Annotated in this window: 10 protein-coding genes; 5 read left to right on the top strand and 5 right to left on the bottom strand. The window is 44.4% G+C overall.

The genetic code is table 11. From position 1 onward, the window contains the following. Nucleotides 1-9 precede the first annotated feature (9 nt). From NI465_RS05495 to NI465_RS05485, 3 genes are all read right to left on the bottom strand, one after another. Nucleotides 10-1,263: a serine hydrolase domain-containing protein gene (locus NI465_RS05495; protein WP_253144560.1), complete on the bottom strand. Its 1,254-nt coding sequence runs from the start codon at nucleotides 1,261-1,263 to the stop codon at nucleotides 10-12. A gap of 71 nt (nucleotides 1,264-1,334) precedes the next feature. Beyond that, nucleotides 1,335-2,189 carry a MaoC family dehydratase gene (locus NI465_RS05490; RefSeq protein ID WP_253144558.1) on the bottom strand — a complete coding sequence of 285 codons (855 nt, stop codon included), beginning with the start codon at nucleotides 2,187-2,189 and terminating at the stop codon, nucleotides 1,335-1,337. Between the two features lie 157 nt (nucleotides 2,190-2,346). Continuing rightward, nucleotides 2,347-3,738 carry a 3-oxoacyl-ACP reductase gene (locus NI465_RS05485; protein ID WP_253144557.1) on the bottom strand — a complete coding sequence of 464 codons (1,392 nt, stop codon included), beginning with the start codon at nucleotides 3,736-3,738 and terminating at the stop codon, nucleotides 2,347-2,349. Between the two features lie 240 nt (nucleotides 3,739-3,978). Here NI465_RS05485 and NI465_RS05480 point away from each other — a divergent pair, with 240 nt between their 5' ends. After that, a complete protein-coding gene (locus tag NI465_RS05480) occupies nucleotides 3,979-5,496 on the top strand; it encodes an acetyl-CoA C-acetyltransferase (protein WP_247143509.1) in 1,518 nt (505 codons plus the stop codon). Nucleotides 5,497-5,550: 54 nt separating this feature from the next. Here NI465_RS05480 and NI465_RS05475 read toward each other — a convergent pair whose 3' ends face one another. Beyond that, the gene (locus NI465_RS05475; RefSeq protein WP_253144555.1) at nucleotides 5,551-7,680 is read right to left on the bottom strand and encodes a lactonase family protein; all 2,130 of its coding nucleotides are present in this window, start codon (nucleotides 7,678-7,680) and stop codon (nucleotides 5,551-5,553) included. Nucleotides 7,681-7,898: 218 nt separating this feature from the next. Then, nucleotides 7,899-8,348 carry an AceI family chlorhexidine efflux PACE transporter gene (locus tag NI465_RS05470; RefSeq protein WP_005252200.1) on the bottom strand — a complete coding sequence of 150 codons (450 nt, stop codon included), beginning with the start codon at nucleotides 8,346-8,348 and terminating at the stop codon, nucleotides 7,899-7,901. 98 nt (nucleotides 8,349-8,446) lie between these two features. Here NI465_RS05470 and aceR point away from each other — a divergent pair, with 98 nt between their 5' ends. The 4 genes from aceR to NI465_RS05450 all read left to right on the top strand — a co-directional run bounded on the left by aceR (nucleotide 8,447) and on the right by NI465_RS05450 (nucleotide 12,424). Next, nucleotides 8,447-9,337: an HTH-type transcriptional regulator AceR gene (aceR, locus tag NI465_RS05465; protein ID WP_005263303.1), complete on the top strand. Its 891-nt coding sequence runs from the start codon at nucleotides 8,447-8,449 to the stop codon at nucleotides 9,335-9,337. A gap of 89 nt (nucleotides 9,338-9,426) precedes the next feature. Then, nucleotides 9,427-10,404: a transaldolase gene (gene tal, locus NI465_RS05460; RefSeq protein WP_184413259.1), complete on the top strand. Its 978-nt coding sequence runs from the start codon at nucleotides 9,427-9,429 to the stop codon at nucleotides 10,402-10,404. Between the two features lie 75 nt (nucleotides 10,405-10,479). Next, nucleotides 10,480-11,139, top strand: a complete 660-nt coding sequence (gene leuE, locus NI465_RS05455) for a leucine efflux protein LeuE (RefSeq protein ID WP_253144553.1) — start codon at nucleotides 10,480-10,482, stop codon at nucleotides 11,137-11,139. A 109-nt stretch (nucleotides 11,140-11,248) separates the two neighbouring features. Continuing rightward, nucleotides 11,249-12,424: a benzoate/H(+) symporter BenE family transporter gene (locus NI465_RS05450; RefSeq protein ID WP_253144552.1), complete on the top strand. Its 1,176-nt coding sequence runs from the start codon at nucleotides 11,249-11,251 to the stop codon at nucleotides 12,422-12,424. Nucleotides 12,425-12,445 lie beyond the last annotated feature (21 nt).

Raw genomic sequence — 12,445 nt, 5'->3', positions numbered from 1 at the left:
CAGGGATATTTAGCGCCAGCCTTTGCGACCGGTCAGTACCGCATCCGCACAGCGCAAGGTTTCTTGCGTCAGGCCCCAAAGACGGTAATCTCCAGTTAATGAACCTGTCGGGAAATTATGCGTATAGGCAAAACTCAAACCGCGCTCAGGATCGCACCAAGCACCAGAGCCATTAAACCCCATATGACCAAAACCTTTAGAGGCTTTTCCTAAAGTGAGAACACGGTGATAACCCAAGCGCCAGTGCATCGGTAAAGGCATGATCCGATCGCGTGTTTTGTACTGCACCTGACTCAGTCGCTGGAACACCTCAGGCGAAATCAGTTGCTGACCTTGCCATTCACCATGACTGGCCAGCATGGCATAGATTTTTGCCAGACTCTCTGCGGTAAAGACACCATTGGCGGAGGGAATAATCGCTTGTAGCCCCTGTTCACTAAAGAAACTAAATTTCTTCATGCCTTTGGGAATCATGGCATCCTGAAAATCCTGAGGATCCTGCCCGCTAAAGACCAAGGCTCGCTCCATCAGGTTCGGCTTTCTTGGTGTAGTTTTTTTCGCAGTTTGTGTTTGAGACTTAGTTGTTTTAGGCTTTAAAATAGGTAAGGCCACCCGAGCTAACTCATGCGTCGGTACGCTAAAATAAGCACCATTTAACTGTAGTGGCTGTACCAGATATTCCTGCATCAGTTCACCCAGTTTTTTACCAGTCGCTTTTTCCAGTACACCACCTACTTGCCAGCCAAAAGTCAGCGGTTGATAGGCTGCATCTGTTGCAACTCGAAAACGTGGTTCCGCTGCCGCAATCCGGTCCAGCATATGCGACCAGTCGACCATTTCAGTGGCATCATCAATGATATTACGGATATCAAACAGGCCACTTTGATGACTGAGCATATGTGCCAGAGTAATATTTTCTTTACCATTTTGTGCAAATTCAGACCAGTATTCTGCAACCGGTCGATCATAATCCAGATAACCTTGACTGACCAGAATATGCGCCAAAGTCGCCAGCACACCTTTACCTGTGGAATAACACAGCGACATGGTATCCGGTTGCCAGTTTTCAGTGACAGACTTTTTACCGGTATAAATATCGACGACCTTTTGTCCCTCAAAATATACCACCAGTGCGGCACCACCCTGTTCGGTACGTGCATCCTGCAAACGGCTAAACTGACGGGCAAGATCGCTAAAACGCTCATCGACATTACCCTGATAATTGTGCTGATCAGCAAACAGATAATCTTTAATTGGCTGCATCATTCTATCCATAGAATATTGATCCCTTAAAATGAAAAAGCCTAAATCGGGTTTAGGCTTTTGATTCAGATTTAAATCGCTTTGATATGACCGGTGACATGCGGTTTTTGATTCTTACTGTTTCGAATCAGGAAATCTGTATCATTCGCTGCCTGCGCGGTCAGGAACTCAACTTTAGATGGCAAATACATCGGCAACTTGAACCAGACATCAGCTTCATAAGCATCTGGCAATGACAGATTCGCCAGTGCTTTGGCTTTGCTCCACATACCATGTGCAATCGCCTGTTTAAAACCAAAAGCTTTCGCTGTGACTGCATGAATATGGATCAGGTTAAAGTCGCCTGAGGTCATGGCATAAAGACGACCAGTATTTTCCGAGATGTTCCATTCATTATTAAGTTCGTATTCTGGTGCTTGGCTTTCTGCAGGTTTGGCAGCAGCTTTGCTATTGGTCTTTTGACGTGACAGATAAGTCGTCAATGCTTCAACTACGACCTCGCCTCCAACTTTCACTGTGGTAATGAAATCAAACTGCACACCTTTATCATGTGGCTGCAATTCACCAAATTTGCATGATAGGGTCAAGGTTTCATTGACGCCGATTTTACGGTATTGCTTCACTTGGTTACGGATATGTACCAGACCCAAGATCGGAAACGGAAATGCTTCTGAAGTCATCATGTGCATTTGCAGACTTTGTGAAAGTACCGTCAGATAGATTGCTGGAATATAACCATTATTTTTAAAACCACAAACTTCGTTATAGGCTTTCAGATGTTTCTGATCGACCTTAAATGAATCCACCACATATTCAACTTGCGGTAGAACTTTTTCAGCTTTCGGCTTTTTAAAAATCAAGCCTTGAATCACTTTTGGATAGGCTAAATAAGGTTTTGGAAGTTGACTAAAATGGCGCGTATTCATACTGAACCTTTAAAATATTCTTTTCATTTATATATGAGTGGAGTTCTCTCTCCCTTTGGGAGAGAGTTAGAGAGAGGGCTAAAAAAAGGCCCCTAGTCTCCCTCTCCTAAATCCTCTCCCTGAGCTTTAATTAAACTGCAAGAAAGGACTTGATGCTTTAAGCCCCTAACAGACTTTGACCACATACACGTACGACGTTGCCATTTAAACCTGTTGATGCAGTAGCAGCAAACATTGCAATCGTTTCTGCAACATCGACAGGTAGACCGCCTTGACTCATCGAATTCATACGGCGGCCCGCTTCACGGATCGCAAATGGAATCGCAGCCGTCATTTGTGTTTCGATAAAGCCCGGTGCAACGGCATTAATGGTTATACCATTTTTTAATGTCGGTGCTGTGAATTTTACTAAACCAATCACACCGGCTTTAGAGGCTGCATAGTTGGTTTGACCCAGGTTACCTGCAATCCCTGAAATTGAGGATACACAGATAATACGGCCATTGGCATTTAGACCATTGTTGGAGATTAAATAATCATTCACACGTTCAATTGCCGACAGGTTGATATTAATCACCAGATCCCACAGCTCAGGCTTCATATTGGCCAAGGTCTTGTCACGGGTAATTCCGGCATTGTGCACAATGATGTCTAAGCCGCCATGCTCTGCTGCCGCTGCCTTGATCTTTTCACCTGCATCTGTAGCGGTAATATCAATGGCTAAAGTTGAACCGCCAATTTCACCGGCTACACGGTCGAGGTCCGCTTGCTGCTGTGGAACATCCAGACAGATGACATGTGCGCCATCACGTGCCAATACATGCGCAATCGCTTCACCAATACCACGGCTAGCACCGGTCACTACAGCAGTTTTTCCTGCTAATGGTTTAGTCCAGTCCACATCCACTTTTTCAGCAGGTGAAACACGAATCACCTGACCAGAAACATAGGCAGAACGTGGAGAAACTGCAAAACGTAAAGCAGACTCAAGGTTTGCTTCTGCACCAGCATCTACATAGATCAGGTTCGCTGCAATTCCCTTTTTAAACTCTTTACCAACAGATTTTACAAAACCTTCCAGTGCACGTTGAGCGATTGACTGACTGACTGATTTAGCAGTTTCAGGCGTAGTCCCTACAATCACGACACGGCCAGAACTTTGGATTTGACGCGCAATCGGGTTAAAGAAATCATAAAGTGATTTTAACTGTTCTGAATTTTCGATCCCTGAAGCATCAAAAATAACGACCTTGAATTTTGATTCTTTATCGCCCGGGTTAAATGCACCCAGATTCAGCCCAGATGCTGCAGCCGCCTGTTGCAACTCAGCATTATTACCTGCATAGCTGTTGGCATGAATATTTGCCAGAACCTGAGCAATAGCACCCGTCAATGGACTTGCTGGTGCTGCGCCCAATAATACTGCGCCTTTTACCACCGGCGTAGCAGACTCAAAACGGTCTAAAGAAGTTGGGGATGGCAAACCCAAATTTTTAATGACAAATTTACCAATAGGAGATTTTGCAAAAGTTTGGTACTGATCAGTCATGTTTATTATCTCTCATACAAATTAATTTTTGGTTGATCTAAAGTTACCCTTAAACTTCAATATGATGCCAGACACATATATTTCAATAGATCCGCCAGATTCCGCCCAATCATACTTGAGATAATAAGCAGATGACTTGACCTGAGCGCAGTCTGTAATGTCATTGTAGTCAATACAGCCTATCCTCTTCTATGCTAATGTAAGCGCCAAGAAGACGATCTATTTGCCTGGTAAAGCCTTATGAGCAAAACAACTCAAGAAAATCCAGCAGTCGAGAACTCTGCGACAGAAACTGTGTCAAAACCATCAACGCGCATCAAGCGTAGCACTAAAAATACTGACACAGCCACTGGGACAGAAAAAAGTCCGACTAAAACCTCGCGTACACGGAGCACACCTGCCCGTGCCAAAAATACGACCTCATCTGAAAAAGATTTAATCTCTACAACACAGACTTCTGTTCTACAGGAACCAAACATGAGCCAAAATACAGTTCGCCGCGTTGCGATTATCGGTGGTAACCGCATTCCATTTGCACGTTCTAATGGTGCTTACTTTACGGCATCCAATACTGACATGTTTACAGCAACCCTGAACGGCCTAGTTGAACGCTTTAATCTGCAAGGTCAACGCTTAGGTGAAGTGGTTGCGGGTGCAGTACTGAAACACAGCCGTGACTTCAATATGACCCGTGAATGTGTACTAAATACTGCCCTTGCACCTGAAACGCCTGCTTATGACATCCAGCAGGCATGTGGTACTGGTTTGCAAGCGGCATTTCTTGTTGCCAACAAGATTGCTTTAGGTCAAATCGAAGTAGGCATTGCAGGTGGTGTAGATACGACTTCTGATGCACCGATTGCTTTTGGTGACGGTTTACGTAAAGCATTACTTGAGCTAAACATTGCGAAAACTGCAAAAGACCGTCTGAAAGCACTGACCAAAATCAATGTGAAAGACCTTATGGATGCACCAAAAAATGGTGAGCCGCGTACAGGTCTGTCTATGGGTGATCATCAGGCGATTACTACACTGGAATGGGGAATTTCCCGTGAAGCACAGGATGAACTTGCTGCATCTTCACACCAGAAAATGGCTGCAGCGTATGAAGAAGGTTTCTTTGATGACCTGATCACACCATTCTTGGGTCTTCAACGTGACAATAACCTGCGTGCGGACTCAAGTGTTGAAAAACTGGCGAAATTAAAGCCGGCCTTTGGTAAGGGCGATGCCCGTACCATGACTGCGGGTAACTCTACGCCGCTAACAGATGGTGCTTCTTGCGTGCTCTTGGCTTCTGAAGAATGGGCGAAGGCAAATGGTCATGAAGTATTGGCTTACCTGACTTTCCAGGAAACTGCCGCAGTTGATTTTGTCGAGAAAAAAGAAGGCCTGTTGATGGCGCCTGCTTATGCCGTGCCGCGTATGCTGGAACGTGCAGGTCTGAAACTGCAAGACTTCGACTATTATGAAATTCATGAAGCTTTTGCATCTCAAGTATTGTCTACGCTGAAAGCTTGGGAAGATCCGAAATTCTGTAAAGAGCGTTTAGGTCTGGATGCACCATTAGGTTCAATTGACCGTGCAAAATTGAACGTAAAAGGCTCTTCACTTGCTGCCGGTCACCCGTTTGCAGCAACTGGCGGTCGTATCATTGCGACAGCAGCAAAACTGATTAACCAGAAAGGTTCAGGTCGCGTACTGGTATCGATCTGTGCAGCCGGTGGTCAAGGTGTAACGGCGATTATTGAAAAATAATCTGTTGACCGATCCAATTAAAAAGCCCCTCAAATGAGGGGCTTTTTTTATGTTTTAGGGATTTGGCATCGGGTTATTTTTAAAATATTCATCCACTTTGTTCCACGGTGCAGTCGATGCCACACCTTTCACCATATTCTGGTTCACACCCTGACAAAGCGCACTGTCGGGTGTTAGGTGGAAAGCATTCACATTTGGGTCCATATAAGGAATTGAGCCTGGACGGCGCTGGAAATAGAAGTTTAACCAATCGACCATAGCTTCAAAGCCATAATTCGACATGGCCCATGCACTGTTATGTCCGCCCCAATGATGACCAAATTCATGTGCAATAATTCGATAACCAGATAATCTGTAATGGCCATAGAACAACCAGGTATCCACTCCCAAGACTGCTCCACCTCCTAAACCACCACCCATATTAGTAATACCTAGGTTAATTTCATTGCAGTTAAGAATTTCCCGATAGATCCGGACATAATCTTCTGGCTGAAAGAAACCATTCGGCCCTTCTACCTGACCAGCATTGCCCAAAAAATCGTGTCCCATGACCGCTTTATGGTTAAACCATAAGGTTTCAAATTCTGGAGTACTGAGCATATAGGCCAGATTAGTCATCATCATGCCCCATTCACGGGCATAGACCGGCGTAATACGACACCATTTGTTCGGTTCATCATAGGTACCGAAATAAATTTTCCATTTGGCTTTAATCTGGTTCAGCTTTTTAACGTGCTCATCAGTCTCAGAGCTAATTTTCAGATCAAAAACATTGCTTGGATTTTGCGTGGTCTGACTCAGACCTGCCAGCTGGATCGAGCCTGTGCCATCAAGCAACGGGAAACGGGATTGATCGGTTAACTTGAGATCAAAATTTGCCTTCGAAAATGGCGTCAACTGATCCAGCTTAGCCAGAATCACCCAGTCTTCTGAGTTTTTAATCTTGGCACGAATCTGTAAATCACGTACAGGCACAGCACTGTAACTTTGCACATGCAGGTGGTTGCCATTTAGAGTTGCCGATAAAATCTGGTTCATATAAACATGACGCTGGCTGCTATTAGTCAAGATTTCCCATGATTCACCATCCTGCAAAACACGGTTTCTCTCGCGTGCCTGAGATTCGGTCAATATCACAGGTGGACTAAGTTGAGTCGATTTATTCTGGTGCAGGGTCAGCATTGGCAGAATATAAATTTTCTGATTGGCCATGTGTAATAGATTCTGACCATAAATATAAAGATCGCTGGCTTTAGCTATTCGGCTGCTCTGGTTTTGCCCTTTTAAAATATAGTCTCGGAAGGTATCCACACTTTTATTGGGTAAGATAGACTCCAAGTTAAAGGATTTTTCCTTGTAACTTTCTACAGTGCCATCATTCCGTGACACATAGACCAGGCCATCGTTATGGCGATGCATGACTGCCGACAAATTGGTTTCTGTTAAAATGGGTGCAATATTATTTCCATTTTCCTGAATCTGATTGATATCGTGGACATAGGTCATACCATCAGGCAGGCTGGTATACAGATAGTCGCCCATGACCTCCATACGTGCGTTACAGTTGCGTGCACAGCCCGGCAAGCTGAGCCGTGCAAATTTTCGGGCCTTTAAATGATTTTGCGCTGTCACATCACTTTGACGCCAGACATTGATCCGGCCTTCAATATCAGGCACATACACGTAACGGTCATCGGCAGTCACCGCATTGCTATGTACCAGCGCATAATTAAGCGCATCGCCCCACCATACACCTGTACCGAGTGCCATAATGAAGCTCGGCTGTTCATCACTAATATCTAGAATATCAATTCGGTTTGAGCCATAGTTGGCCACATATAAACCCCCTGCATGAATTTCCAGATCATTCAGACTGTCCCATTTTTTGGCCAGACCCGAAATTTTCATAGGATCAATCGCACTGAGTGCACGTTTTTGTTTTAAGTCATAACGTAAAATATTCGATTCGGCCTGACTATTGGCAATATAAAGGACATCGCCATTTACCACCATGGCGGTGGGATTCCAGGTTTTCAGACCAAAATTTCCTGCTGTTAATTCTGAACCCACATCCAGAACCTTAAATTCCGCAATTTTGCTCAGTTGCTCACCCGAACCTGGTGAAATTACGAGATCCGGAAGCGTCTGCTGTGACGTACTGCTATCACCTCCTCCCCCCCCCACAACCAGACATCAGCAACACGATGGACACTGATAAGATCGCGCGTCTAAATAGCATTGAATTCCCCAATAAATTTAAAAATTAAAATAAAAAATCAAAGTCTTATAGCTTAATTTTCAGCTAGGTTCGAGCATAAAAAATGAGGACTTGATCAAGTCCTCATCGCTGAATATTTCACCTTTCGCATTCTGAAAAGGGAGTCTGAACTGTGTGGTATTTTTTATGGCTTATTTGATGATGAGATTTTACGATAATCCGGCTCTTGCCCCAGTCTGGCTTCTAGATGATCATAAATCCACTGGAAAATAAAGGTATACACCAAGATACAAAGGGTCAAAGCCAAATCCAGCAGAAAGGCCTGAGCCAGACTCATGTGCAAGGCATAAGCCACCATCGGAATGGTCGCCAGCATCAAACCGCCTTCAAAGCCAATTGCATGGGCAATCCGCACTTTAATGGTTCTTTTCAAACGATGTTTTGCTTCAAATTTTTCAAAATAATGATTAAACAGCATGTTCCAGAGTACTGAAGTCACGGCCATAGCAATCCCGAGTGCACCGGTGACCTCAAGCGGCATATGCATCAATGTACTTAGCAGGACAGCGATCACGACCAGTAAAATGCCTTCATATAAAGCTGCATGAATCAACCTTCTTTTGGAAATTAACATATCAAATCAGCTCAATTCATTACATGATGCAAGAATTTTATTTCTTTAAATCTGACTATCCGAGTTAGAATCTATCAGTAAAAATGAAAGATAAAATTATGAATGTTAATCAGGAACAGCTGCTGATGTTTAAAACTGTGATGGAAACCGGTTCTTTCTCTGCAGCTGCCCGTCAACTGGGTAAAGTACCTTCCGCAGTCAGCATGGCCATTGCCAATCTGGAAATTGATTTAAATCTGGAACTGTTTCAGCGTATAGGTCGTGAACCGAAACCGACCGCACAGGCGCAAGTATTGTATGAAAAAACCCAGCAACTTCTGGTCGAAATGAATCAGTGGAAACAGCATGCTCAAGCCTTAAGTTCAGGCTTGGAATCTGAACTGAATATCGTAGTGGTCTCAGAATTGCTGCATACGCGCTGGACCGATTATATTGTGTTGCTAGAACAGGAATTTCCTGCACTGCAAGTCAATGTATTCAGTGCACCTCAGGAAGATGCACATCGTATGCTGTTTGAAGGTTCAGCGCAGCTAGCCTTGATGTTTGAACGCGAACAACTGGAAACACGGGAACAGTTTGTGGAATTGAAACGTGAGGTACTGGTGGCTGTAGTCGCCAAACAGCATCCCCTAAGTCAGTTCGATCAAGTCAGTTATGAACAGATTTTGCAAAATAGGCAGATTGTGGTGGCCAGTCGGGATCGCACCATCAAGCCGGAACTACTCTTTTCACGAAATTACTGGCGCACCGACAACCATCACTCGGCTTGCAGCATGATTCAGCAAGGACTGGGCTGGGGGGTTCTGCCACTCGAAATGCTGAATGAGCAGCCACATTTGCAAGATCAGTTACAGGTTCTCAACCTGCTCGATTTCACCCCAAAGTTTGAATATTTTGTTGATCTGGTCTGGAGCAGAGAAACCCGATTAGGCACAGCTGCTCATTTTTTGATTAATCACTTGCGCAAACAACGTAAAACCGGGCATTAATCACAGAAATTCAACGACAGTCTACTTGGTAAACCGGCCATTTATGATATATAAGAAAGCATAAGCAATAACCATAGAACTAGATCGTAATGACATTAACTGCATTAAACCAATTAAAAAACTTGACGACCATTGTGGCAGACAGCAGTGATTTGAGTGCCATTGAAAAATTTCGTCCGCTTGATGCAACCACCAATCCATCGCTGATTACTGCAGCAGCGAAACAACCTGAAAATCAGGCCTTGATTGAAGCTGCTTTTCAGCAAGCCCAGCAAGAAGGCTATACAGATGACGCCCTGATTGAACGTACGATTGATATTTTGACGGTCAAATTCGGTGTAGAAATCTTAAAACTCATTGAAGGCCGTGTTTCAACAGAAGTCGATGCTTCCCTGTCTTTTAATACTGAAGCCACGATTGCCAAAGCCAAAGAGTTGCTGGCACTTTATGCGCAATATGGAATTGATTCAGACCGCATCCTGATCAAGATCGCGTCTACCTGGGAAGGCATTCAAGCAGCAAAAGCACTGGAAGAACAAGGCATTCATACCAATCTGACTTTATTATTTGGTCAACATCAGGCCCATGCCTGTGCTGATGCCAAAGTAACATTAATCTCGCCTTTTGTCGGCCGTATTCTGGACTGGTACAAAAAAGCTGAAGGCGTTGAGTCTTACCCGATTGAAAAAGATCCGGGTGTACTTTCGGTTAAGCGTATTTATGAATTTTATAAAGCGCATGGTATTCAGACTGAAATCATGGGTGCCAGCTTCCGCAGTATTGATCAGGTTCTAGGCTTGAGCGGCTGTGACCTGCTCACGGTAGCACCAAACCTGCTGGCCGAACTGGAAAATGATCAGCGTGAAGTGCAGGCCCAACTCTCAGCCAAAGATATTAAAGTTCAAGGTGAACTCAGCCCAATCAGCCCTGCCGATTTTGAAGCACAACTGAAACAGGATCCGATGGCCAGTGAATTATTGCAAGGCGGCATTGACGGTTTCATTAAAGCCCGTGAGCAACTGGCTGCTTTATTACGTGAAACTTTCCTGAGTACCACTGAGATTTAAAGAAAATTTAGCAAATTTCTCCAAGCCGATGTTGCTATAATGCCGCATCGGCTTTTTTGTTCATGCGAGTTTTTCGTGTTTGGTATCACAGATCTAACGACCTTTATCATTGGAACCACGTTGATTGTGTTACTGCCCGGGCCGAATTCCCTGTATGTCATGTCGATTGCTTCGCGCTTTGGGATTAAGACGGGATATATGGGTGCCTTGGGGGTTTATACGGGCGATCTGATCCTGATTATATGTACAGCATTGGGAGCAGCTTCTTTACTGCATGCCTTTCCGGTACTGTTTATTGCACTGAAAGTTATTGGAGCGATCTATCTCAGTTACTTGGGTATCAAGCTAATCATTGCGGCCTACCAGACTTTCTTTCCGGAAAAGTCATCACAACGCGTCCAGATTAAAAAGACGACTCCAGATACGGTAGAATCTGTTCAGCCCTTTCGTACAGCGCTCACAATCAGTATTTTAAATCCCAAAGCGATTCTGTTTTATCTGTCTTTTTTTGTGCAGTTTGTCGATCCTGCCTATCCTTATCCAGCCCTGACATTCACGCTTCTGGCTGTAATCTTGCAATTGATCAGTATGACCTATCTGTCGATCCTGATTTTTTCTGGTGTAAAACTGGCCTCCTATTTCAATCAGAACTATAAAGTGACTGCCAGCTGTGTCGCGGCGGTTGGGATCCTGTTTTGCAGTTTTGGCCTTAAACTGGCGACTTCAACTTTCTAGCAATGACCGGCTTCAAGCCAGCAGACCTCTGGATAAAATTGTTAAAAACATTGTGTTGATACGTGAAAAGCGTATGATTTAAACGCATTTAAAAATAGTGTCATGGACGATGCCAAAACTTTTACAAGATCTCTCCTTTCCCGCCATTATGGCCGGTTTTATTACCTGCATGATTGGTATCAGTGTTTCTGCCGTACTGGTTATTGAAGCTGCGCAAAGCCTGGGTGCCAATCAGGCACAGATCAGTTCCTGGTTGTGGGCACTGGGTATCGGCATTGGAGTTTCCGGGTTTCTGCTTTCCTGGAAATATCGCTATCCGATTTCAACCGCCTGGTCGACTGCCGGTCTGGCGCTGGTCATTGCTTCTGCCGGTCACTATAGTCTGGGGGAAGCAATTGGCGCTTTTCTGATTTCTGGCATTCTGATCGCTTGTCTAGGATTTTTTGGAATTTTCGAGCGAATTTTCCAGTTTATTCCACAAAGTTTGACCAGTGCCATGCTGGCAGGTGTCTTGCTGAAATTTGGTATCTCTGTGTTTGGTAGTTTGCAACAGTCATGGGAATTTGTGCTTTGTGTACTGGCGATTTATCTGGTTTCCAAAAAACTGAGTACGCGGTATAGCATCGTGATTACCGTGTTAATGGCTATTGCCCTTTGTCCGTTCTTTAGTAATTTTACTATTCCACAGCTGAACTGGAGTATTGCCCAGCCGGTATGGATTACACCTGAATTTAGTTTGCAGGCTGTTTTAGGATTAGCCTTACCGTTAATGGTGATTAATCTGGCATCGCAATACCTGCCTGGCTTGGCCGTCATCAAAAGTTATGGTTATCCCCCGAAAGTAAATTCTATTCTAGGCTGGACGGGTATTACACAGACGATGTTGGCACCATTTGGCTGTTTTAGTGTCAATCTTGCCGCAATCAGTGCGGCGGTCAGCCTGGATGTCCAAGCACATCCTGATCCGGCCAAACGTTATATTGCCGGTATGAGCTGCGGCCTGTTTTATATCCTGATGGGTTTTTTTGCTGCGACCTTGACCAGTGTACTAATGGCTTTTCCGGGGATTCTGATTACAGTATTGGCAGGCATTGCCCTGTTTGGCACCATTGGCCACAATATCGCGCTGGCTTTTCAGGACAGTCATGACCGTGAAGCAGCACTGATGACATTCCTGTTTAGCGCCTCTAATATCCAGTTTTTTGGTATTGGCTCCGCTTTTTGGGGACTGCTACTTGGTCTGATAGTTTATTTAATGTTTAAGCTTAAACCGCAAGTGGCATAAGCTTATTGTAGAAATGAGGCA

It is taken from the genome of Acinetobacter lwoffii (genome assembly GCF_024129855.1).
Classification (GTDB): domain Bacteria; phylum Pseudomonadota; class Gammaproteobacteria; order Pseudomonadales; family Moraxellaceae; genus Acinetobacter; species Acinetobacter lwoffii_L.
The sequence above is the reverse complement of the archived record's forward strand: the minus strand, read 5'-3'. Positions and strand labels throughout refer to the sequence as shown.